The organism is Allostella sp. (assembly GCF_041913585.1).
Lineage (GTDB): Bacteria > Pseudomonadota > Alphaproteobacteria > ATCC43930 > Allostellaceae > Allostella.
Window position 1 is genome coordinate 1 of sequence record NZ_JAYSFE010000047.1, and the last position, 24,168, is coordinate 24,168.

17 protein-coding genes are annotated in these 24,168 nt (G+C 73.0%); 8 read left to right on the forward strand and 9 right to left on the reverse strand.

All coding sequences use genetic code 11. From position 1 onward, the window contains the following. From ACE3Q3_RS11065 to ACE3Q3_RS11100, 8 genes are all read left to right on the forward strand, one after another. A partial coding sequence (locus tag ACE3Q3_RS11065; RefSeq protein ID WP_374445779.1) for a putative maltokinase occupies positions 1-2,429 on the forward strand: 2,429 nt, incomplete at its 5' end. Next, positions 2,422-4,581, forward strand: coding sequence for a 1,4-alpha-glucan branching protein GlgB (gene glgB / locus ACE3Q3_RS11070; RefSeq protein ID WP_374445781.1), 2,160 nt, complete (start codon positions 2,422-2,424; stop codon positions 4,579-4,581). The genes ACE3Q3_RS11065 and glgB, both read left to right, overlap by 8 nt. 3 nt (positions 4,582-4,584) lie before the next feature. Then, on the forward strand, positions 4,585-6,669 hold the full coding sequence (gene glgX, locus ACE3Q3_RS11075; RefSeq protein ID WP_374445783.1) for a glycogen debranching protein GlgX: 2,085 nt from the start codon (positions 4,585-4,587) through the stop codon (positions 6,667-6,669). Beyond that, positions 6,666-8,432 carry a malto-oligosyltrehalose trehalohydrolase gene (gene treZ / locus ACE3Q3_RS11080; RefSeq protein WP_374445787.1) on the forward strand — a complete coding sequence of 589 codons (1,767 nt, stop codon included), beginning with the start codon at positions 6,666-6,668 and terminating at the stop codon, positions 8,430-8,432. Before glgX ends, treZ begins: the two co-directional genes overlap by 4 nt. Beyond that, entirely contained in the window at positions 8,429-10,447 is a 2,019-nt protein-coding gene (gene malQ, locus ACE3Q3_RS11085; RefSeq protein WP_374445789.1) for a 4-alpha-glucanotransferase, read from the forward strand. Before treZ ends, malQ begins: the two co-directional genes overlap by 4 nt. After that, on the forward strand, positions 10,444-13,056 hold the full coding sequence (gene treY / locus ACE3Q3_RS11090) for a malto-oligosyltrehalose synthase (protein WP_374445792.1): 2,613 nt from the start codon (positions 10,444-10,446) through the stop codon (positions 13,054-13,056). The genes malQ and treY overlap by 4 nt, the downstream gene beginning before the upstream one ends. A 14-nt stretch (positions 13,057-13,070) precedes the next feature. Continuing rightward, a complete protein-coding gene (locus tag ACE3Q3_RS11095) occupies positions 13,071-14,054 on the forward strand; it encodes a hypothetical protein (protein WP_374445794.1) in 984 nt (327 codons plus the stop codon). Positions 14,055-14,076: 22 nt separating this feature from the next. Then, positions 14,077-15,057, forward strand: coding sequence for a hypothetical protein (locus ACE3Q3_RS11100; protein WP_374445796.1), 981 nt, complete (start codon positions 14,077-14,079; stop codon positions 15,055-15,057). A 22-nt stretch (positions 15,058-15,079) separates the two neighbouring features. Here the strand turns inward: ACE3Q3_RS11100 and ACE3Q3_RS11105 are convergent, their stop codons facing one another. The 9 genes from ACE3Q3_RS11105 to ACE3Q3_RS11145 all read right to left on the reverse strand — a co-directional run bounded on the left by ACE3Q3_RS11105 (position 15,080) and on the right by ACE3Q3_RS11145 (position 24,152). Further along, positions 15,080-15,217 carry a hypothetical protein gene (locus tag ACE3Q3_RS11105; protein ID WP_374445798.1) on the reverse strand — a complete coding sequence of 46 codons (138 nt, stop codon included), beginning with the start codon at positions 15,215-15,217 and terminating at the stop codon, positions 15,080-15,082. A gap of 57 nt (positions 15,218-15,274) precedes the next feature. Next, entirely contained in the window at positions 15,275-16,063 is a 789-nt protein-coding gene (locus ACE3Q3_RS11110) for a ZIP family metal transporter (RefSeq protein ID WP_374445801.1), read from the reverse strand. Further along, positions 16,060-16,593, reverse strand: coding sequence for a GNAT family N-acetyltransferase (locus tag ACE3Q3_RS11115; RefSeq protein ID WP_374445804.1), 534 nt, complete (start codon positions 16,591-16,593; stop codon positions 16,060-16,062). The genes ACE3Q3_RS11110 and ACE3Q3_RS11115 overlap by 4 nt, the downstream gene beginning before the upstream one ends. Positions 16,594-16,687: 94 nt before the next feature. Further along, on the reverse strand, positions 16,688-17,572 hold the full coding sequence (locus ACE3Q3_RS11120) for an alpha/beta fold hydrolase (protein ID WP_374445808.1): 885 nt from the start codon (positions 17,570-17,572) through the stop codon (positions 16,688-16,690). A gap of 19 nt (positions 17,573-17,591) precedes the next feature. After that, positions 17,592-18,365, reverse strand: a complete 774-nt coding sequence (locus ACE3Q3_RS11125) for a GntR family transcriptional regulator (protein ID WP_374445811.1) — start codon at positions 18,363-18,365, stop codon at positions 17,592-17,594. Further along, positions 18,352-19,092 carry an SDR family NAD(P)-dependent oxidoreductase gene (locus ACE3Q3_RS11130; protein WP_374445813.1) on the reverse strand — a complete coding sequence of 247 codons (741 nt, stop codon included), beginning with the start codon at positions 19,090-19,092 and terminating at the stop codon, positions 18,352-18,354. Before ACE3Q3_RS11130 ends, ACE3Q3_RS11125 begins: the two co-directional genes overlap by 14 nt. Then, the gene (locus ACE3Q3_RS11135) at positions 19,089-20,018 is read right to left on the reverse strand and encodes an NAD-dependent epimerase/dehydratase family protein (protein ID WP_374445816.1); all 930 of its coding nucleotides are present in this window, start codon (positions 20,016-20,018) and stop codon (positions 19,089-19,091) included. Before ACE3Q3_RS11135 ends, ACE3Q3_RS11130 begins: the two co-directional genes overlap by 4 nt. Before the next feature lie 25 nt (positions 20,019-20,043). Then, the gene (locus ACE3Q3_RS11140) at positions 20,044-22,098 is read right to left on the reverse strand and encodes a hydantoinase B/oxoprolinase family protein (protein WP_374445819.1); all 2,055 of its coding nucleotides are present in this window, start codon (positions 22,096-22,098) and stop codon (positions 20,044-20,046) included. Beyond that, entirely contained in the window at positions 22,095-24,152 is a 2,058-nt protein-coding gene (locus ACE3Q3_RS11145; RefSeq protein WP_374445822.1) for a hydantoinase/oxoprolinase family protein, read from the reverse strand. Before ACE3Q3_RS11145 ends, ACE3Q3_RS11140 begins: the two co-directional genes overlap by 4 nt. Between the last annotated feature and the right edge of the window lie 16 nt (positions 24,153-24,168).

Genomic DNA, 24,168 nt, shown 5'->3' on the forward strand with positions numbered 1-24,168 from the left:
GCGACGAATGCCACATGGCGTTCCACTTCCCGCTGATGCCGCGCATGTACATGGCGCTGGCGCGCGAGGACCGCTTCCCGATCACCGACATCCTCCGCCAGACCCCCGAGATCCCGGCCAACTGCCAGTGGGCCATCTTCCTGCGGAACCACGACGAGCTGACGCTCGAGATGGTGACCGATTCCGAGCGCGACTATCTCTGGCAGACCTACGCCGCCGACCGGCGCGCGCGGATCAACCTCGGCATCCGCCGCCGCCTCGCCCCCCTGATGGAGCGCGACCGCCGGCGGATCGAACTGATGAACTGCCTGCTGCTGTCGATGCCGGGAACGCCGGTGATCTACTACGGCGACGAGATCGGCATGGGTGACAACATCCACCTCGGCGACCGCGACGGGGTGCGGACGCCGATGCAATGGTCGCCCGACCGCAACGGCGGATTCTCCCGTGCCGACCCCGCATCGCTGGTCCTGCCGGCGATCATGGACCCGCTCTACGGCTACGAGGCGGTCAATGTCGAGGCGCAGCGCCGCGACCCGCACTCGCTCCTCAACTGGATGCGGCGGATGCTCGCGGTGCGCGGCCAGCACCCGGTGTTCGGCCGCGGCCGCCTCGCCTTCCTCTACCCTCGCAACCGCAAGGTCCTGGCCTATCTCCGCCTCGACGAGGGCGGGACGGTGCTCTGCGTCGCCAACGTCTCGCGCGCCCCGCAGGCCGTCGAGCTCGACCTCTCGGAGTTCGCCGGGCGGGTGCCGGTCGAGCTCAGTGCCGGCTCCGTCTTCCCGCCGATCGGCACCCTGCCCTACCTGCTGACGCTGCCGCCCTACGGGTTCTACTGGTTCATCCTGACGACCGAGGCGGATCGGCCGAGCTGGCATGTGCCCGCGCCCGAGCCATTGCCGGAGTACCGGACGCTGGTCCTGCGCGACGGCATCGCCCCCTCCCTCGCGGGTACCGTGCGCGACCTCCTGCAGCAGGAGGTCCTGCCCGCCTACCTGCGGATGCGGCGCTGGTTCGGCGCCAAGGACCGGGCGCCCGCGGCCGTGCGCCTGGCGGCCATCCTGCCGTTCCCGTCGGCGCGGGAGACGGTGCTGACCCTGGTCGAGACCGAGGGACCGGACGGACCGGCGCGATGGTCGCTGCCGCTCGCCATCCAATGGGAGGCCGAGCCGGGCACCGCCCTGTCGGGCGGGCTGGCGCTGGCGCGCGTGCGCCGCGGCCGCACCGTCGGCCTCCTGACCGACGCCTTCGTCCTGCCGGAATTCGCCCGCGACGTCATTGCCGCGATCGCCGCCGACGCGGCCCTGCCCCTGGCCGGCGGCACCGTGCGCTTCCGCGCCACCGAGCGGCTGCGCGAGCTCGACATCCCGGCCGATGCCGAGATCGACTGGGTCGCAGCCGAACAGTCGAACAGCTCCCTCCTGGTCGGCGACCAGGCGATGCTGAAGCTGTTCCGGCGCGTCTCGCCCGGCATCCACCCGGAAGCCGAGATGGGACGCCACCTGACCCGCTGGGGCTATGCCAACGCCGCGCCGCTGCTGGGCGAGGTGGTGCTGGAGGAGGCGGGCGGCGAAAGCTCGACGCTGGCGATCCTGCAGGGGTTCGTGCGCAACCAGGGCGACGCCTGGACCTGGATGCTCGATCTGCTCGGCCGCGCCGCCGACGAGCCGGCCGGGATCGCCGGCCCCGCGGCGGCCGAGGTGCCGGAAAACCTCGCGACCTGCATTGCCTTCGCCGGCACGATCGGACGGCGCCTCGGCGACATGCACGCCCTCCTGGCCCGGCCGGGCGACGACCCGGCGTTCACCCCCGGCACGGCCTCGGCCGACGAGGCGGCGGGCTGGCTCGCCCGTGCCGCAGCCGGTCTCGACGCCGCCATCGCGGCGCTGGTCGACGTCGGCGAAGCGGCCGGCGAACTGCGTCGCCTGCGCCCGGTCCTCGACCGCGGGCTCCAGGCGCTCGCCACCGCCGGCATCGGACATCCGACCATCCGCATCCATGGCGACTTCCACCTCGGCCAGGTCCTGGTTGCGAACGGCGACGCCGTCCTGATCGATTTCGAAGGCGAGCCGGCCCGTTCCCTCGACGACCGCCGGCGGCCGACGAGTGCGCTGCGCGACGTCGCGGGAATGCTGCGATCCTTCGACTATGCCGCCGCCAGCATCGAACGGCGCCAGCCGCCGGCGACCGGCCCCGATGCACCGGTGCTGCTGCACCGGTTCCGCGACGGCTGCGCCCGGGCGTTCCTCGCCGGCTACGGCGAACGGGCGGGCGCAATGCTCGACCCGCGGCTCCTCGACGCCTTCCTGATCGAAAAGGCCGCCTACGAGATCACCTACGAGGCGGCCAACCGGCCGACCTGGATCGACGTCCCGGCGACCGGGCTCCTCGCCATCGCCCGGCGGCTCGCGGAAGACGGCCATGGCTGACGGCGCCGCACCGCTCGACCACGCGACGGCCGCGGCGCTCGCCGGGGCGACGCTGTCCGACCCGTTCGCGGTGCTGGGCCCGCACGACGGCATCGTGCGCGCCTTCCTGCCCGGCGCCTGCGCGGTCGAGGCGGTGACGGAGACGGGAACGGTCGAACTCGCCGGGCTCAAGCCGCCGGGTCTGTTCGCCGGCCCCGTCACCGGCCCATACCGGCTACGCATCCGCTGGCCGGGGGCGGTGCAGGAGGCCGAGGACCCCTATGCCTTCGGGCCGCTGCTCGGCGACCTCGACCTGCATCTCATCGGCGAGGGCCGGCACTTCGACCTCGCCCATGCGCTCGGCAGCCGGCCGATGTCGATCGGCGGCGTGCCCGGCGTGCGCTTCGCCGTCTGGGCGCCGAACGCGGCCCGCGTCGCGGTCGTCGGCGACTTCAATGCCTGGGACGGGCGCCGGCACGGCATGCGCCTGCGCCACGGCAGCGGCGTCTGGGAGATCTTCGTGCCGCGCCTCGCCGCGGGCGAACGCTACAAGTACGCCATCACCGCGCGGGACGGCCGGCCGCTGCCGCTCAAGGCCGACCCCCTGGCCACCCGCAGCGAACCGCCGCCGGCCACCGCCAGCATCGTCGACGGCGGCGGAACGCACGCCTGGACCGACCGCGACTGGATGGCCGGCCGCGCCGCCCGCCAGGCGCCGGACGCGCCGATCTCGATCTACGAGTTCCATGCCCCGTCCTGGCTCGCCGGCCTGGACGCGCCGTCCTGGGACGCGCTCGCGCGCCATCTCGTCCCCCATGTCCGCGGCCTCGGCTTCACCCATGTCGAGCTCTTGCCGGTGGCCGAGCATCCGTTCGGCGGCTCCTGGGGCTACCAGCCGCTCGCCCTCTTCGCCCCGACCGCGCGGCTCGGCGAACCGGACGGGCTGCGACGCTTCGTCGACGCCTGCCACGGCGCCGGGATCGGGGTCATCGTCGACTGGGTGCCGGCGCATTTCCCGACCGACCCGCACGGCCTCGTCCGCTTCGACGGCACGGCGCTCTACGAACACGAGGACCCGCGCCAGGGCTTCCACCAGGACTGGAACACGCTGATCTACAATTTCGGACGGGACGAGGTGCAGGGGCTCCTGATCGCTAGCGCCGTCCACTGGCTGGAGCAGTTCCACCTCGACGGCCTGCGCGTCGACGCCGTCGCCTCGATGCTCTATCGCGACTACAGCCGTCGCGCCGACGAGTGGGTGCCCAACATCCATGGCGGGCGCGAGAACCTGGAGGCCATCGGCTTCCTGCGCCATCTCAACGCCGTCGTCGCCGAACGCTGTCCAGGCGCGATCATGATCGCCGAGGAATCGACCGCCTGGCCCGGCGTCACCCGTCCCATCGCGGAGGGTGGGCTCGGCTTCTCGTACAAGTGGAACATGGGGTGGATGCATGACACGCTCCACTACATGGCGCGCGACCCGGTCCACCGCGGGTTCCACCACGACGAGATGACCTTCGGCCTCGTCTACGCCTTCTCCGAGCGTTTCCTGCTGCCGCTGTCGCACGACGAGGTCGTCCACGGCAAAGGTTCGCTCCTCGGGCGCATGCCGGGCGACCGCTGGCAGCGCTTCGCCAATCTGCGCGCCTACTACGCCTTCATGTGGGCCCATCCCGGCAAGAAGCTGGTCTTCATGGGCGCCGAGCACGCCCAGGAACGCGAGTGGGACCACGACGCCGCGCTCGACCGCCACCTCGCCCGGGATCCGCTGCATGGCGGCGTCGGCCGCCTCCTCGCCGACCTCAACCGGCTCTACCGGGAGCATGCCGGTCTGCACCGGCGGGACGGCAGCCCCGACGGCTTCCGCTGGGTGGTCGGCGACGATCGCGCGAACTCCGTCTTCGCCTTCCTCCGGCTCGCCGAGGATGCCCGGCCCGTGCTCGCCATCTGCAACATGACGCCCGTCCCGCGCCACGGATACCGGGTCGGCGCGCCGGCGGCGGGCACCTGGCGCGAGATCCTCAACACCGACGCCCAGGCATACGGCGGCTCGGGCGCCGGCAACCAGGGGGGGGCCCGGACCGAGCCGGTGGCGGCGCACGGATACGGGGATTCGCTGGTTCTCACCCTGCCGCCCCTCGCCGCCCTCTATCTCGTCGCCGTGGGGGACTGACGCGTGGTCGACCGCCTGCATCCCGGCAACCCCTACCCGCTCGGCGCCAACTGGGACGGGCTCGGGGTCAATTTCGCCGTCTTCTCGGACCACGCGGAGCGCATCGACCTCTGCCTCTTCGAGCCGACCGGCCGGCGGGAGGTCGCCCGGATGACGCTGCCGGAACGCACCGACGGCGTCTGGCACGGCTACCTGCCGGGCGCCACCGTCGGACAGCTCTACGGCTATCGCGCCTACGGTCCCTACGAGCCGCACCGCGGCCATCGCTTCAACCACCACAAGCTGCTGCTCGATCCCTATGCCCGGCACATCGCTGGCGAGGTGCGCTGGACGGATGCGCTCTACGGCTATCGACTCGGCTCCAACCGACACGACCTCTCCTTCGACCGCCGCGACAGCGCCGCCGCCATGCCGAAGGCCGTCGTGGAGGACGACGCCTTCAACTGGGGCAACGACCAGCCGCCGGCGACCCCCTGGTCCGACACGGTGATCTACGAGGCGCATGTCCGCGGTCTGACCCGGCTGCATCCGGACATCCGCAGCCACGAGCGCGGCACCTTCGCGGCGCTGGCCAACCCGGCGGTCATCGATCACCTCCGCCGCCTCGGCGTCACCGCGGTCGAGCTGCTGCCCGTGCATGCCTTCGTGCAGGACCGCTACCTGGTCGAGAAGGGGCTGCGGAACTTCTGGGGCTACAACACGCTCGGCTTCTTCGCCCCCGAGCCCGCCTACCTCTCCTCCGGGTCCGGCAACGAGCTTCGGATCGCGGTCCGCCGGCTCCATGCCGCCGGCATCGAGGTCATCCTCGACGTCGTCTACAACCACACCGCCGAAGGCAGCGAACTCGGTCCGACCCTCTCGTTCCGCGGCCTCGACAACGCGAGCTACTACCGGCTGTTGCCGGACGACCTGCGCCATGCGATCAACGATACCGGGACGGGCAACACGGTGAACCTGTCCCATCCCCGGGTGCTGCAGCTCGTCATGGACTCCCTGCGGCACTGGGTCCGCTCGTACCATGTCGACGGGTTCCGTTTCGATCTCGGCGTGACGCTGGGACGGGAGAGCTACGGCTTCGACCCCGGGTCCGGCTTCTTCGACGCCCTGCGCCAGGACCCGACGCTCGCCAGCGTGAAGCTGATCTCCGAGCCCTGGGACATCGGCCCGGGCGGCTATCAGCTCGGTCGCCATCCCGTCGGGTTCGCGGAGTGGAACGACCGGTTCCGCGACGGGGTGCGCCGCTTCTGGCGCGGCGACGGCGGCCAGCGGCCCGAGATCGCGGCCCGGCTCGCCGGCTCCGGCGACATCTTCGACCATGACGGGCGGCGGCCGTGGGCCTCGGTCAACTACGCCGCCTCCCACGACGGCTTCACCCTCGCCGACATCGTCGCCTATGCGGAGCGCCACAACGACGCCAACGGCGAGGACAATCGCGACGGCCACGGCGAGAACTGCTCGGCCAACTGGGGTGTCGAGGGGCCGACGGACGATCCGGACGTCGAGGGTATCCGGGCGCGCGTCCGCCGGTCGCTGCTGGCGACGGTGATGCTGGCGCACGGTACGCCGATGCTGCTGGCGGGGGACGAACTCGGCCGGACGCAGGGCGGCAACAACAACGCCTATTGCCAGGACAACGAGACCTCCTGGGTCGACTGGGCGGCGGCGGCGGAGCCCGGGAATGCCGCGCTGACGGCGTTCGTGGTGCGGCTGACGGAGCTTCGCCGCGACCACCCCCTGCTGCGCTGCCGCAACTTCCTGCATGGCCGCGAAGAGCCGCTGCCGGGGGTCCTCGACATTGCGTGGTTCGACGACGAGGGCACGGCGATGACGGAGGACGCCTGGAACGACCCGGATTCGCGCACGCTGGTCCTGCGTCGCGCCGGCCGGCGCGACGACGGCCGGGTGGAGATCCTGACCCTGGCCTTGAATCCGGGGGACGACGACCGGACGTTCCGATTGCCGGAACCGGTGCTCCCTTCCCTCGTCCTCCTCGACACCGCCACCGAAGACCTCGAGGAATACCGGTCCGAGGGCCGCGAACTCCCGGTCGCGGGCCATTCCGCCGTGCTCGTCCTGGCCGTCGCATGAACCAGGCGCCGCCGCCCCTCTCGTTCGGCCCCCGTCCCGTGGGCGATGGGCGCACCCGCTTCCGCCTCTGGGCGCCGGCGCAGGAGGCGGTGTCGCTCCTGGTCGACGATCGCCTCGTCCTGGCCATGCGGCCGGACGGGGACGGCTGGTTCACCGTCGACGCCGCCTGCGGCCCCGGCGCCCTCTATCGCTTCCGTCTGGACGACGGGCTGGAGGTGCCGGACCCTGCCTCCCGCTTCCAGCCCGAGGATGCGTTCGGCCCCAGCATGGTGGTGGACCACGGTGCCTATCGCTGGCGCTGGTCGGAATGGCGCGGCCGGCCGTGGAGCGAGACGGTGCTCTACGAGCTTCACGTCGGCGCCTGCGGCGGCTTCGCCGGCGTCGAGGCGATGCTCCCGCGTCTGGCCGACCTGGGCGTCACGGCGATCGAACTGATGCCGGTCAACGAGTTCCCGGGTCGCCGCAACTGGGGCTATGACGGAGTCCTGCCCTACGCGCCCGACGCGACCTACGGGACCCCGGACGAGCTCAAGGCGCTGGTCGACGCCACCCACGGGCACGGGCTCTCGATCCTGCTCGACGTCGTCTACAACCATTTCGGCCCGGACGGGAATTTCCTCGGCCGCTATGCCCCGCAGTTCTTCCGCGGGGACGGGACGACCGCCTGGGGCCAGGCGCTCGACTTCCGGCAGCCGCCCGTCCGCCGCTTCTTCGCGGAGAACGCGCTCTACTGGCTCGGCGAGTACCGCTTCGACGGGCTGCGATTCGACGCGGCGCAGGCGATCGGCGACCCGACATGGCTCGACGAGACGGCCGCCATGCTGCGCCGCTCGCTGCCGCCCGGACGCCAGATCCATCTCGTCCTGGAGCATGACGGGAACGAGGCGCTACACCTGCGCCGGGGCTACGACGCGCAGTGGAACGACGATGGCCACCACGCCCTGCACACGCTGCTGACCGGCGAGCGGCACGGCTACTATTCCGACTATGCCGAGGGCGCCGCGGCGCGCCTCGCCCGCTGCCTCGCCGAGGGCTTCGTCTACCAGGGCGAAGCGTCCGCCTATCGCGGCGGGCGCCCGCGCGGCACCCCGAGCACCGACCTGCCGCCGACCGCCTTCGTCCTCTTCCTGCAGAACCACGACCAGATCGGCAATCGCGCCTTCGGCGAACGGCTCACGGCCCTGGCCGACGCGGCGGCGCTCGAGGCCGCGATCGCGCTGCAGCTCCTCGCCCCGCAGATTCCGCTGATCTTCATGGGCGAGGAGGATGCCAGCCGGACGCCCTTCCTCTACTTCACCGACCACCGCCCGCCGCTCGACGCGGCAGTCCGCGAGGGACGGCGGCGCGAGTTCGCCGCCTTTCCCGCGTTCGCCGACCCGGCGGGGCGCGAGTTCATCCCCGACCCCAACGCCGAGGCGACGTTCCTCGCCTCGATCCCGGCGCCGGATCCGCACCTCGGCCCGGGACGGCACGCCCTCTACCGCGAACTCCTGGCGATCCGCGCCCGGGAGATCGTGCCTCGGCTGGACGGCACCGCCTCGCTCGGCGCCGCGGCGGTCGGGCCGGCGGCCGTGGTCGCCCGCTGGCGGCTCGGCGACGGCAGCCGGTTGACCATCGCGGCCAATCTCGGCCCGGACCTCGCCCGGATGGCGCCGCCGGACGGCCGGCTGATTCACGCGACCCGCGGGGCCGATCCGGCGGACGTCCGCGGCGGGCGGCTCGTCGGCCGCGCCGCGGCGGCCTTCCTCGCAGCTCCCGGATGAGCGATGCCGCACTGCGCAGGCTGGCCCGCCGGGCCGGCATCCGGATCGAGTGGGTCGACTACCGCGGCCAGCCGCAGGTGGTCGCTCCGGAAACCCTGCGCCGCATCCTCGCCGCCTTCGCGCTCCCCGCCGACACCGATGCCATGGTCGACGACGCGCTCGCCGCCCTCGACGCCGTGGCCGCGGACGACCGTACCCCGGCGCTCGTCACCGCCGATGCCGGCCGTCCGATCGCCGTCGGCCGCGACCTGCCGGTCGGGACGCGCGGCATCCTGGTCAACGAGGGCGGCGAGCGGCGCGACGCCACGGTCCGCGACGCGGTCGATGGCGGCCGCGAACTGCCGGCGATCGTCGCCCCCGGCTACCACCGGTTCCTGGCCGACGGTCGCGAGGTGGCGATCGCCGTCGCCCCGGTCCGCTGCTTCGGCGTCGCCAACGCCACCACGCGACGGCACCCTTGGGGTCTGACCGCGCAGCTCTATGCATTGCCGCGTCCGGGCGACGGCGGCATCGGCGGCTTCGGCGCAGCCGGCGCGCTGGCGGCGGCGGCGGCCGCCGCCGGCGCCGATGCCCTGGCGCTGAGCCCGGTGCATGCCCTCTTCGCCGCCGCGCCCGCGCGCGCGGGACCCTACAGCCCGTCGAGCCGCCTCTTTCTCAACGTGCTGCATGGCGACCCCGGCGTCGTGCTCGGAGCCGGCGCGGCGGCGTCCGCACCGCCGACGCCGGCCAGCCCGCTCATCGACTGGGGCGAGGCCGGGGCGCGCAAGCTCGCCTGGATGCGCGCGCTCTTCGACGCCCTGCCCGGCGAGCCCGAGGACTTTCGGGCGTTCCGGGCGGCGGCCGGACCGGCGCTCGACGACCACGCGCGCTTCGAGGCGCTGCACGCGGCCCAGGTCGCGAGCGGTGGCGCCTGGAGCTGGCGGCGCTGGGCCGAACCGCTGCGCGATGCCCGCAGCCCGGCGGTCGCGGCCTTCGCGGCCGGGAACGCCCGCGAGGTGACCTTCCACGCCTTCCTGCAATGGATCGCCCATCGCTCCCGGTCGGCGGCCCAGGCGCGCGCGCACGCCGCCGGCATGGCGATCGGTCTCGTCGCCGACCTCGCGGTCGGCATGGACGGCGACGGCAGCCACGCCTGGAGCCGGCCCGCCGACATCATGACCGGCCTCGCGGTCGGCGCTCCGCCCGACCTCATCAACGGCTTCGGCCAGAACTGGGGGCTCACCACCTTTTCCCCGCCGGCCCTGACGGCCGGAGGCTTCGCCCCGTTCCTGGCGACGCTGCGCGCGGCCATGGCCGACGCCGGCGGCATCCGCATCGACCATGTGATGGGCCTGGAGCGCCTGTGGGTCATTCCCGACGGCGCCGATGCCGTCGAGGGCGCCTACGTCACCTATCCGGTCGACGACCTGCTGCGGCTGGTTGCCCTCGAATCCTGGCGGCACCGCGCCGTCGTCGTCGGCGAGGACCTCGGCACCGTCGACCCCGCCTTCCGGGCGCGGCTCGACGAGCGCGGCGTCCAAGGCATGCGCGTGCTGTGGTTCGAGCGCGACGACGCGGGATTCCGTCCCCCCGACGCCTGGGCAGAAGAGGCCGTGGCCATGACCACGACCCACGACCTGCCGACGGTCGCCGGCTGGTGGCGGGGCGAGGACATCCGGCTGCGCCAGGAAATCGCCGGCCCGGCCGCGGACCCGACCGAGCCCGGTCGCCGGACCCGCGACCGCCGCGACCTGTGGCGAGCGTTCCGCGCCTCGGGGTCGGCGCACGGAAGCGCGCCGAGGGAGACCGCGGCCGTCGTCGATGCCGCGCTTCGACATGTCGCCCGCAGCCGCAGCCGCCTCGCGCTGCTGCCGATCGAGGACGTGCTGGGTCTGCCCGACCAGCCGAACCTGCCGGGCACGGTCGACGAGCATCCGAACTGGCGACGCCGGCTGGCGGCCCCGGCGGAGGACCTGCTGGCCCAGGCGCCCGCCGCGGACCGGTTGCGGGCGGTGCGCGAGGCGCGCGAGCGATGACGCCGGCGCCGGCCACCTATCGCCTGCAGCTCCACGCCGAGTTCGCCTTCGCCGACGCCGCCGCGATCGTTCCCTACCTCGCCCGGCTCGGCATCACCCACCTCTACCTGTCGCCGGTGCTGGCGGCGCGACCCGGCTCGGCACACGGCTACGACGTCGTCGACCCGACCCGGGTTTCGGACGAACTGGGCGGCGAGCATGGGTTGCGCCAGCTGGTCGCCGCGGCGCGCCGGGCCGGCCTCGGCATCCTGCTCGACATCGTCCCGAACCACATGGCCGTCGGCCCCGACAATCCCTGGTGGCAGGACGTGCTGGCGAACGGCCCCTCCAGCCGCTGGGCGCCGGTCTTCGACATCGACTGGAAACCGGCCGATCCGGCGCTCGTCGGGCGGGTGCTGTGCCCCTTCCTCGACCGGCCCTATGGCGAGGCGCTGGCCGGGGGCCTGCTCGCGCTCGCACCCGACGCGCGCCACGGCTGGGTCGTCCGCCACCACGACACCCCCTTTCCCATCCGCCCGGAAGACCGCGCCACCCTCGACGCCGCCCCGCCCCGCGCCTTCGACCCGACCGACGCCGACGGGCGCAGGCGCCTGCATCGCCTCCTGGAGCGCCAGCACTACCGGCTCGCCTGGTGGCGCACGGCCGGCGACGAGGTCAACTGGCGGCGCTTCTTCGACATCGGGGAGCTCGTCTCCGTCCGGGTCGAGGACGAACCGGTCTTCGCGCTGACCCATGCCACCGTGCTCCGGCTCTATCGCGAAGGACTGGTCGACGGCGTGCGCGTCGACCATATCGACGGCCTCGCCGATCCCGCCGCCTATTGCCGGCGACTGCGGCAGGCGCTGCGCCGGCTGGCGCCGATGCGCCCGCCGGAGGCTCCCGCCGGGCCGGCCTGGCTGCTGGTCGAAAAGATCCTGGCGGCGGACGAGACCCTGCCCGAGGACTGGGATGTCGACGGGACGACGGGGTACGACTTCATGGACGAGGTCGGCGCCCTGCTGCACGACCCGGCCGCGGCCGCCGCGATGGCGGCGGACTGGGCCGAACTGTCCGGCCGGCCGGCAGACTTCCGGACCGAGGAGCGGACCGCACGGCGGGAGATGCTGGCGCGATCCTTCGCGGCCCAGCTCGACCGCGCGGCAGCCGCGCTCCATCGCCTCGCCCGTCTCGAGCCCGCGACCCGCGACTGGACGCGGGCGGCGATCGGCCGCTGCGTCGCCGCGCTCGCAATCCATTTTCCGGTCTATCGCACCTACGCCACCGCGACCGGCCGCTCGGCCTCCGACGACCGCCTCTACCGCCTTGCGGCGGCCGGTGCCGCGACCGAGCTCGCCCCCGCCGATCGCACCGTCCTCGACGGCATCGGCCGCTGGCTCGGCGGCGGGGCCGCGACGCCCGCGACGGCGGGACCGGTCGCAGTGGCGATCCGCCGCTTCCAGCAGCTGACGGCGCCGCTGGCGGCGAAGTCCGTCGAGGACACCGCCTTCTACCGCTTTGGGCGCCTGCTTTCGCGCAACGAGGTCGGTGCGGATCCGGCCTGCTTCGCCCGCCGGCCGGCCGAGTTCCATGCCGCCCAGGCCGCACGCGCGCGGACCCTGCCGGCGGCGATGCTGGCGACCGCGACGCACGACCACAAACGGGGCGAGGACGTGCGGGCCCGCCTGTCCGTCGTCGCGTCCATGCCCGCAGCCTGGAGGGCGGCGCTCGCCGACTGGCTTCCCGCGGGCAGCGACCCGAGCCGGGGCGATGCGGCGATGCTGTGCCAGACGCTGGTCGGCGCCTGGCCGCTCGACCTCGATCCCGAGGACGCCCCGGCCGTGGCGCGCTTCGCCGAGCGGGTGGCGGCATGGCAGACAAAGGCCCTGCGCGAGGCCAAGCTGCGGACCGAGTGGACGGTTCCGGATCCCGCCTACGAGGCGGCGGCACGGACGCATCTCGACGACCTGTTGGGCGACCCGTGGCGCCGCCGGAGCCTCGCCCGGTTCGTCGACCGCATCGCGCCCGCCGGCGCCGTCGCCGGGCTGGCGCAGCTGGTGCTGCGGCTGACCGTGCCGGGCGCGCCCGACACCTACCAGGGTAGCGAGTTCTGGGACTTCAGCCTCGTCGATCCGGACAATCGCCGTGCGGTCGACTACCCGGCCCGGGCAACGGCGCTCGCCGGCGAGGCCGACCCGGCCGTGCTGCTCCCCCGATGGCGCGACGGCCGGGTCAAGCAGGCGATCCTGGCACGCCTGCTCCGCCTGCGCCGACAGGAGCCCGACCTGTTCCGGCACGGCCGGTACGAAGCGCTGCCGCTGCCCGAGGATCGCGGTCTGCTCGGGTTCCTGCGCCACGGCCGCGCGCGGACCCTGGCGGTCCTGGTGCCGGTGCGGCCCGGATCGTTCCGGCCGCCGCCCGGCGCCGCGCTTGCGATCGCACCCGCCCTGCCGGCCGGCCTGATGCTGCCGCTGCCGGACGGGCCGACGGACTGGCTCGATGTCCTGGGGACGCGGCGCTGGAGCGCCGCTGCGGCCGGTCTCCCGGTCGAGCGGCTGCTCGCTCCCCTGCCCGTCTCGGTGCTCCTCGGCACCGCGAGATCGAAATGGACCCGGAGGCCCCGAGGGGAATAGCCTCCGCGGCCGCGATGTCCAAGCGCCCCGCCATCTCGATCCACCGGCCGAGGACCCCCGCCCGCCATCTCGCGGCCGCCGCCGCGGCGATCGCCCGGCTCTCGAAGGACCCGGGCTCGCCCTTCCATCGGCGGCCGCCGTCCGGCTTCCTCCGGGGCATCGACTTCTATTCCGGCCACGACCTGCTGCACGTGATGGCGAACGCCATGCGCGGGTTCGAGGCGGCCCACGGCCATTTCCCGGACCTCGCCGACCCGCGCCGCTGCCAGGAGAAGCTCTTCTGGCGCAAGTTCCTCGGCCAGGTGAAGGTGCCGGAATCGGGCGACAAGCTCACCCATCACCGGCTGATCTCGGACGCGCTGCGGCCGGTGGTGCGGGTGCCGGAGGTGGTGTGGCGCTCGGCCACTCCCTCCCTTCCCGATGACGACGAGATCGAACCGGGCTGGTACTTCCTGAAGGCGAACCACGGCTCGCGCTTCAACGCCCAGGTCCGCTTCCCGCTTCCGCCCGGACAGCGGGCCGTCCTGGCCCGGCTCACGGCCCGCTGGCTCGACGCCGCCTACGGCATCGACGACGGCGAGTGGTGGTACGGCCTCGTGCCGCGCCGCATCTTCCTGGAGCGCAGTCTGTCGGGCGGCGCCACCATCGTCACCTGGGAGTTCGTCGTGGTGAACGGCGTCCTTGCCGGGGTCAATGCCGTCCGCCGCATCGGCACCGCGAAGAACGTCGCCTGGATGCGCCCCGACTTCACGCTGCACGACTTCCAGGACCCGGCGGTGCTGGCGATCGTCGACCCGCCGCCCCTCGCCGACGCGGCGCGGCTGCGCGACATCGTCCTGGAACTGGCGCGCCCGTTCAACTTCGTGCGCGTCGACCTCCACGTCGTCGGCGGCGCGATCTATCTCAGCGAGTTCACCCTGAGCCCGGCCAACGCGCTGTCGGTGCTGCCACCGGTCGTCGACGAACTCCGCACCCGCCTGTGGCGCGTGCTCGAATAGGCGGCTAGCCTCGGCGGCCGCGATGTCCCGCCCGACCATCTCGATCCATCGCCCCCGCCCGGCGCCGCCGCAGTTCGTGGCCGCCGCCGACGCCATCCACGGGCTTGCGCGCGGCCTGAACTCGCCCTTCCACCGCCGGCCGCCGCCGGGCTTCCTGCGCGGCATCGACTTCTATTCGGGCTTCGACCTGCTCCATGCCATGGCCAACGGCATGCACGGGTTCCACGCCGCCCACGGCCGCTATCCCGACCTGCTCGAGCCGCGCACCTATCCCGACAAGGTGTTCTGGCGGAAATTCCTGTCGCTGACCAAGGTGCCGGAATCGGGCGACAAGCTGAACCACGGCCATTTCATTCCCGACCGGCTGAAGCCCCTGGTGCTGCTGCCGGAGGTCGTATGGCGGTCTGCCCTGCCGCGCCTGCCCGACGACGACGAGATCGAGCCGGGCTGGTACTTCCTCAAAGCCAATCACGGCAGCCGGTTCAACGCGCGGGTGCGATTTCCGCTCGCGGCGGACGCGCGCGACCGGCTCGCGGCGGAGGCCGCGCGCTGGCTGGCCCACGCCTACGGTTTCGGCGACGGCGAGTGGTGGTACAGCCTGATCCCCCGCCGGATCTTCCTGGAGCGCAGCCTGTCGGGCCCGGATCCGATCGTGACCTGGGAGTTCACCGTCGCCAACGGCGTGCTGGCAGGGGTGAACGCGGTCAAGCGCATCGGTGCGGTCACCCATGTCGCCTGGATGCGCGACGACCTCTCGGTGCACGACTTCCAGGACCCGGCGGAGTACGCGACCGTCGCGCCGGCGCGGCCCGCCGACTACGGTCGCCTGGTCGAGCTCGTGCTGGAGATCGCACGGCCGTTCAATTTCGTGCGCGTCGATCTGCACCTCGTCGACGGCGCGATCTATCTCAGCGAACTGACGCTGAGCCCGTCCAATGCCCTGGCGGGCCGCCCCCCGGACTTCGACCGGCACCTGTCCGCGCTGTGGAACGTCCTCGAATAGGGGGCGGCCGCCGGCAGCGGCCCTAGAACCCGACCACGCCGAACAGCATCAGCAGCAGGATGACGCTGAGGGGCACGCCCAGCAGCCAGAGGATGATCGGCATCGCTCGCTCTCCTTGTCGTCTCGGGACCAGTCGGTCGCAGTGAAGCTGCCCCGACAACGCCGGATGATCGCGAACGGTTGCCTTCGGAGTTGCATCGCCGGCCGGCCGGGCTCCCTAGCCGAGGGCGATGTCGAGGAACATCATGCCGACGAGGCCCACCATCAGGGCGAGGATCGCATGGCCGTCGGCGTCCTCGCGCTGCGACAGCGGGATGATCTCGGCCGTCACGACATAGATCATGGCGCCGCCGGCGAGGCCGAGGCCCCATGGCAGCAGCCACCCGACGTTGACGACCACGAGCACGCCGAGAAGCCCGCCCAGGGGCTCGACCAGCCCGGTCGCGAGCGCGCCGAGGAAGGACCAGCCGCGGCCGTAGCCCAGCGTCGCCAGCGAGGCGGCGACGGCCAGCCCCTCCGGCATGTTCTGGATGCCGATGCCGAGGGCGGTGGCCAGACCCTGGTCGAGGTCGCCGGTGCCGAAGCTCACGCCGACGGCCATGCCCTCGGGGAAGTTGTGCAGCGTGATGGCGATGACGAAGAGCCAGATCCGGCGGATCATGCCGCGGGGGTCGCCGGATTCGCCGATCACGAGGTGATCGACCGGCGCAAACCGGTTCATCGCGGCGATGCCGCCGGCGCCGAGCAGCACCGCCATCGCCATCACCGCGGCCGCCCGGGACGACGGGTTGCCGCCCGCCTCCAGGACCTCGACCCCCGGCATGATGAGCGAGAAGAACGAGGCCGCGAGCATGACCCCGGCCGAGAAGCCGAGCAGCACCCGCTCGCGGCGCTCCGACGGCGGGTCGATGAAGAGGATCGGGGCGGCGCCGACGGCGGTGGCGAGGCCGGCGGCCAGGCTGCCCAGCGCGCCCAGCAGGACCGGAGACAGGTCGGCCGCGATCATGTTCGCTTCCCCTCCCATGCGGACCGGTCGATGCGGAAGAAGTCGACCATGTGCGTGCCGAAGTCGCGCTGCCCGTCGGCCGTCATTCCGACCTTGAGCAGGACGCGGCGGGAGGCGGCGTTCTCCGGGTTGGTGGTGGCCACCATCCGGTCGAGCCCGAGCCTGCCGAAGCCGAAAACGAGGAAGGCCCGTGCGAGTTCCGTGGCGTAGCCGCGTCCCCAGGTGGCGGGATCCAGCATGTAGTTGATCTCGACCGCCTGGAGGCGCTCGATCCAGAAGAGACCGCCGCGGCCGACGAAGGCGCCGTCGCCGCGCGCGAAGACGGCGAACGGTCCGTAGCCGCGGTCCCGCCACTGCTGCTCGGCGATGCCGACGATGCGTTCGGCCTGTCCGGCCGGATCGGCCGCGATCGCCTTCGCCTGCGACAGGTAGCGGTGGACCTCGGGCTTGGCGATGAGGGCCGCGTACTCGGCGAGATGCGCTCGGCCGAGCGGCACCAGGTCGAGGCGTTCGGTGGCGAGGCTGGTCATGGCCGTGGACCCTTCCGGCGGGCTATTTGCGAACGATTCTCATTTAATCCGTCCGCCGGAAGGGTTCAAGCCATGTCGGAGGCGCGTCTCCGGATCAGGTCTTGACGCCGGTGATCGAGCCGCTGACGGCGCGCGGATCGCGGCTGGGCCAGCGCCCGGCCTCGACCTGCGCCAGGAAGTCGCCGACCAGCCGGTTGTAGGCGTCGGGCTCCTCGAGGTTGATCGCGTGCCCGGCATTGGGGATGACCGCCAGCGCCGAGTTCGGGATCGTCTGCTTCATCAGGATGCCCGGCTGCAGGCAGGGCCAGTCCTCGTCGCCGGTCAGGATCAGGGTCGGCACCGTGATCCGCCGCATCTCCGCGACGAGATCGTAGAGCGACGGGCGCTCGCGCTGGACGCCGATCTGGGTGTTGGCCGAGCCGAGCGACGAGTGCTCGCCGAGGATGCGCTTGAACTCGGCGAACCCGCGCGGGTCCTTGTTCTCGAACTGCACCCGCGACGGACCGTAGGCGTAGGTCTCCGCGAACTTCGCCATCCCCTGCGCCAGGATCGCCGCCGAGATGACGTCGGCCTCGGCGCGGAACCGGTCGCGCTGGCCGGGCTCGGCCCCGTAGCCGCAGCCGCCGATGCAGAGCGACCGGGCGCGGTCATGGTGGCGGATGCCGAAATGCAGGGTCGCGAAGCCGCCCATCGACAGGCCGACGATATGCGCGCTTGCGAAGCCGAAATGGTCGAGGATGGCGGCGATGTCGTCGGCGGCACGGGCCTGGGAATACGAGGCCGGTTTCTCCGGCACGTCCGACGGCTCGAAGCCACGGGCGTTGTAGGCGATGCAATGGTGGCGCCGGGCGAACTGGCGGAGCTGCGGTTCCCAGGACCGCAGGTCGCCCGCGAACTCGTGGACGAAGACGACGGGGCTGCCGGATCCGGCCTCTTCGTAGTAGAGGCGGACGCCGTCGTCGGCGGTGGCGTATGGCATGAGCGCTCCTCCCTCGGGTTCAGCTTTCCTCGAGCTCGCCGATCCCGACGTCGCCGGGGATGGCATAGGCGGATTCGGCGAGCGCCCGGGCGATGACGCTGTGCGAGCGGCGCATCAGTTGCCCCGCCCGCCGGCGGGCCAGGTCGCGCTTGCCGGCGAGGATCGCCTCGGCGACGCCGCCATGGCCTTCGAGCGTCATCGGCAGCATCTCGCGCGACTGGAGATGGGCGAGATAGCGGTAGCGCAGCGCCTGCTTCTCGATGCCGGCGACGATGCGCATCAGGGTCTGGTTCTGCGACAGGGTATGGATGGCGCGGGTGAAGGCGACGTTGTTCTGGAAGAAGGTCGGCACGTCGTCGGCCTCGTAGGCGCGTTGCATCCCGTCCATCAGCCGCCGGATGAGCGCCCGGCCCTCGTCGTCGAGATGGCGCGTCGCCTCGGCCGCCGCCAGCCCCTCCAGCCCGACGCGGCAGGCATAGACCTCGTCGAGGTCGCGGCGGCCCATCGGCGTCACGCTGACGCCGCGGCGGGCGGCGCGGACGACCAGCCCGTCCGCCTCCAGCATCCGGAACGCCTCGCGGATCGGCGATCGGCTGACGCCGAAGCCGGCGCCGACCTCCTCCTCCAGGATGCGCTCGCCCGGGGCCAGTTCGAGGAAGACGATGCGGTCGGAGAGGACCCGGGCGATCTCGGTCGCGATCACCGAGGGCAGCGCGAAGCCGCCCCCGCGCAGCAGGCCGGGCCCGATGCTCCAGGCCGGCGCGGGCGGACGGGCGACGCTATCCGAGGACATAGCCGCCATCGGCGATCACCGTCTCGCCCGTCACGTATCCCGCGGCATCCGAGACGAGGAAGTGGGCGAGCTTGGCGATCTCCTCCGGCGTGCCCCAGCGGCCGAGTGCGACCCGCGCCAGCCCGCGGTCGCCCGACCGGCCGGCCTGCGCCGTCACCTCGGTCATGCGGGTGAGGCAGCGGCCCGGTGCGAGGCAGAGGACGCGGACCCCGTAGGGCCCCCATTCGACCGCCGCCCCCCGCACCACCTGCGAGACGCCGGCCTTGGCGGCGGCATAGACGGCACGGTTCTCGCCGCCGGAGAAGGCGGTCTGCGAGCCGATCGCGAGGACGACGCCGCGGCGCCGCTCGACCATGCCGCGACCGACCTGCTGGATCAGGCGGACGGTGCCGACGAAATCGACGTCGACGACACGCCGCATCTCCTCCAGGCTGGTCTCCAGCAGCGGCTTCGCCACCAGGATGCCGGCATTGGCGACCAGCGTGTCGACCGCGCCCGCGGCAGTCGCCAGCCGGTCGACCTGCGCCGGGTCGGACTGGTCGTAGACATGGTGCTCGGCGCCCAGGCGCCCGGCGATCGCCGCCAGCGGCTCCGCCTCGAGGTCGGCCAGGACGAGGCTGGCGCCGGCGGCGCGGAAGCGCTCCGCCATCGCCGCGCCGAAGCCGTTGGCGGCACCCGTCACCAGGATGCGCCGGCCGGCGAGATCGAGATCGGCCGCGAGATTCACGCCCCTGCCCTCGCCAGCACCCAGTCGCGGGTCGCGGCCGCCCCGGCCGCGATGCCGGTCGACGGGCGGAAGCCGAGATCGCGCTCGGCCGCCGCGATCCGCAGCGTCCCGACGCCGAAGGTGTTCCAGGCGAGGCCGGCCGGGTCGGCCACCGCGGCCGTGCCCGGAACGGCCTCGCGGACCGCGGCCACGATCTCGTCCAGCGTCTGGCTGCGGCCCGGCCCGATGTTGTAGGCGCGACGCGGCAGGACGGGCGCGTCGAGCGCGGCCAGGACCGCGTCGACCACGTCCTCGACGAAGATGTGCTGGCGCGAGCGCCCTGCGGCCGGATGAACGCGGGTCGCGCGGCCGGCCAGCCCGTCCTCGACCAGCGTGCGGATCAGGCAGGCGGTCGTGCGGCCCGGTCCGTAGCAGGAGGCGACGCGGAGCGCCACCGCATCGACGCCCTGCTCGGCGCCGTAGGCCTCGACCAGCGCCTCGCCGGCCGCCTTGGTCGCGCCATAGACCGTGTGCGGGCGCAGGGGCACGTCCTCGCCGACCGGCTCCAGATCGGCGCGCTCGCCATAGGCCATGATCGAGGAGAACCAGACGATCCGGCCGAGACGATGGATGCGCGCCGCCTCGAGCAGGCCGATCAGGCCGCCGAGATTGATGTCGACGATGCGCGCCGGGTTGTCGCCGAGCAGCATCGGCCCGGAGATGCTGCCGGCATGGACGACCCGGCGGACGCCGTGGCGCACGACCACCTCGTGCCAGCGCTGCGGGTCGGGCAGGTCGTGCGGCAGGAACGGCACGCCGAGCCGCTCGAGGTCGAGGCCCGCCGGCGCCGCCCGGTCCATCGCGACGACCGGCCGTCCGAGGCCTGCGAGCCGGCGCAGCACCGCCGCCCCGATCAGCCCGCCGATGCCGGTGACGAGGATGGTCATGCGCTGACCGCCGCCGGCCGGCGCCTCACTCCGCCGCCTCGGCGAAGCGGGCCTGGGGCGGGACGACGGTGGCGACGCGGCGGATTTCGAGCGGCGCGCCGGCCGGGACCTTGAGGATCGCGAGGCCGAGCGCGTCGATCGGCAGGGTTCCTGCGGTCACCGCCGGGTCGACGCGCAGCCAGGCCCGCAGCGGCGCCGCCTGGCCGGCATCGAGTTCGACCACCTCACCCGGCTCGAAGCCGGCCGCGGCGGCGTCCTTCGGGTGGAGGCGGCAGACCCGGCGGCGGCTGACCGCCCCGGCCTCGTAGGCATCGGCCACCTCGACCGTCGGCAGGGCGAAGCGGGCGGCGCGCAGGCGACGGCGCAGCGCCTCGGTCGCGACCCCGTCGACCGCACCGCGGGCGTCGAGCGCCACGCCATAGAGGTCGTGGGCGGCGGTGCGGGAGACGTAGCCCTCGCACACGTCCTCGGCGACCCGGGCCGGGTCGCGCAGCAGTGGGTCGCCGTAGCCGCCGCCGCCGGCGGACCGCACGACGACGATGCCGCCCTCGGTCACCGGATGGCCGGCGATCTTGCCCGGCGTGTCGAAGCCCTCGACGACGCCGCCCGTCTCGACCCAGGAACCGACGGGAACGCCCGAGCGCCCGCCGAGGACGCCGAAGGCCGGCAGCACCGCACCGTCGGACAGCAGCGAATAGCGGGCGTCGGGCGCCACCACCCGCATCGAGCGCTGCATCGACAAGCCGCCGCGGGTGGTCCCGGCACCGCCGGAATCGGTCGCCAGCCGCGAGGTCTCGACGACCAGCGGCATCCGGGTCTCGATCACCTCCGACGACTGGACGGTGACGAGGTCGCCCCAGTCGATGGTCGCCATCGCGCTCGGCCCGTCGTTCTCGCGGAACGCCCCGTTGCCGCCGGCCGACCATTCGTAGTGGACCCATTCGCGCCGGGTGCGCCGGTCGTAGCCGCCGATGAGGTTGTGGAACGAGGTGCGGCAGAGGTCGCCCGCCACCCGGTCCGGCACCACCTGCGACAGGGCGCCGACCATGGTGGCGATGACGCGCTTGCGGATCTCGCCGTGCGAACCGGCGGGCGCCGGGCGCTGGACGTTGACGATGGTTCCGGGCGGCGCGTCGACCTCGATCGGCCGGAACGAGCCCTGGTTCAGCGGCGCCGCCGGATCGAAGATGGACTTCACCGCAATGAAGACCGAGGCCGCGGTCACCGCCGCCGTCGAGTTGACCGGAAACGGCACCTGCGGCGAGGCGCCGGCGAAGTCCGCCTTCATCCGGTCGCCGGCGATGGTCAGCGACAGCGGCAGCAGCAGCGGCTCGAAGCGGCCGCCCATGTAGGTCTCGAGATAGTCCTCGAAGCGGTAGGTGCCGTCCGGCAGGCCGGCGATGCAGGCGCGCATCCGCGCCTCGGAGCGGTCGAGATCGAGCCGCACCGCCTCCAGCAGCGTGTCGACGCCGTAGCGGGCGCAGAGCTCGTGGATGCGCTTCTCGGCGACCCGGCACGAGGCGAGGCTCGCCTCGAGATCGCCCAGCCGCTCCTCCGGCACCCGCATGTTCGAGAGCAGGAGGTCGAGTGCCGCGGCATTGAACCGCCCGCCCTCCTGGATCTTGATCGGCGGGATGCGGACGCCTTCCTGGTAGATCTCGGTCGCCTTGCCGGACATGCTGCCCGGCACCATGCCGCCGACGTCGGCCCAGTGGGCGCGCACCGCGGGGAAGAAGATCAGCCGTCCGTCCTGGAACACCGGGAAGATGACGGTGACGTCGTTGAGGTGCGTGCCGCCGGTATAGGGGTCGTTCGACAGGATGACGTCGCCGGGCCTGAGGTCGGCGCCCAGCTTCTCCATCGCCGAGCGCACCGACCAGGGCAGCGGCACGACGTGCGAGCCGATGTCCTCGGACTGCGCCACCACCTGGCTGTCCGGCGCGAAGAGGCCGCAGGAGAAGTCCTTGGCGTCGTAGATCGCGACCGAACTGGCGGTGCGGCAGACCGTCGCCCGCATCTCGCGGACGATCGAGATCAGGCCCTGGGTCAGGACCTCGAGCGTGATCGGGTCGATGCTCACGGCAGGTCTCCTTCGCTCCGGCGGAGCACGATGCAGCCGATCCGGTCGAGCGTCGCGGACCAGCCCGGCGGCACTACGGTCGACGACCCCTCCTCTTCGACGATGGCCGGGCCGGCCACCGCGGCGCCGACGGGCAGGCGGTCGCGCTCCAGGATCGGCGTCGCGTGCGTACGGCCGTCGAAGACGACGTCGCGGAGGCCGATCCGGGCCGAGGCCAGCGATCGCCCGGCATCGTCGATCGCCGGCAGTTCCGGCTTGTCGGAAAGCCCCCAGGCGGCGACGCGGTAGCTGACGACCTCGACCGGCGCCGTCGTCGTGCCGCCGTAGCGGGCGACATAGACCCTCTCGAAGGCGCGGACGAGCGCCGCCATGTCGTCCATGTCGAGGGCGACCGGCACCGACAGTTCGAACGACTGCCCGGCGTAGCGCATGTCGAGGCTGGCGGTGTAGCGCCGGCGCTCGGGCGGGAAGCCCGCCTGCTCCAGTTCCTGCCGCCCCTCGTCGGCGAGGTCGGCGAGGAGATCGCGAACCTCGGACGCCTTCAGCCCCTCGACGGTGGCGACCCGGGTGCGCACGAGGTCGCGCCGGAAGTCGGCGACGAGCAGCCCGAAGGCCGAGAAGTTGCCCGGCATCGGCGGCACCACCACGGTCCGCATCCCGAGTTCCTCGGCGATGGCGGTCGCCTGCAGCGGCCCGGCGCCGCCATAGGGGAGGAGCGCGAAATCCCGCGGATCGATGCCGCGCATCACCGACACTTCCTTGATCGCCCCCGCCATCGAGACGACGGCGATGCGCAGGATGCCCTCGGCCATCGCCTCGGGCGACAGCCCGATCTCGGTCCCGAGGCGGCCGACGGCGGCCAGCGCCGCCGCGCGGTCGAGCCGGATCTCGCCGCCGAGCAGCCGATCGGTGCCGAGGCGGCCGAGCGCCACGTTGGCATCGGTGACGGTGGGCTCGACGCCGCCGCGGCCGAAGCAGGCCGGCCCGGGGAAGGCCTTGGCCGAGCGCGGACCGACCGTCAGGAAGCCGCCGCTGGCGAGCGCGGCGATGCTGCCGCCGCCGGCGCCGATGGTGTTGATGTCGATCTGGCGGATCTTGACCGGAAAGGCGCCGACGCGGCCCTCGGTCGTCATCGCGAACTCGCCACCGCGGACGAGGCAGACGTCGGTCGACGTCCCGCCCATGTCGCAGGTGATGACGTCGGGATGGCCGGCGGCGGCGCCGACATAGGAGGCGGCGATCGCGCCGCCCGCCGGCCCCGACAGCATCGACAGGACCGGCATCGCCTCGACCCGCGCCGCCGGCAGGGTGCCGCCGTTCGAGGTCATGATCGAGAGCGGCGCCGAAATGCCGGCCTCGCCCAGGCGGTTGCGCAGTTCGCCCAGGTAGCGGCGCATCCGCGGCGCGACGAAGGCGTTGAGCGCGGTCGTCGAGAAGCGCTCGTACTCGCGGTACTCCGGAAGCACCTCGGCCGAACTGGTGACGACGACGCCCGGCAGCATCTTCGACAGGATCTCCGCCGATCGGCGCTCGTGGGCCGGATTGGCGTAGGAGTGGAGGAAGCAGATGGCGACCGCCTCGACCCCCTCCTCGGCGAGCCGGGCGGCGACCGCCGCGACGTCGTCCTCGTCGAGCGGCACCGCGACCGAGCCGTCGGCGGCCAGGCGCTCGCGCACCTCGAGGCAGCGCGAGCGCGGCACCAGCGGACGATTGGGCGGCGCCTTGATGTTGTACATCGCCATGCGGTTGCCGCGGCCGACGACCAGCACGTCGCGGTGGCCGGCCGTCGCCACCACCGCCAGACGCGCCCCGTCGCCTTCCAGCGCCGTGTTGGTCGCGACCGTGGTGCCGTGGACGATCCGCTCCAGCCCGTCGGCGCCGACGTCGAGCCGGCGCACGCCGGCGAGGATGCCCTCGGACTGGTCGTGCGGCGTCGACGGCGTCTTCAGCACCTGGAGGCGGCCGCTGTCGCGGTCGAAGAGAACGAGGTCGGTGAAGGTGCCGCCGACATCGACGCCCAGCCAGTTCCTGCCCGTCGCCTTGCTACCCTGCACGCTGCTGCTCCGCTGG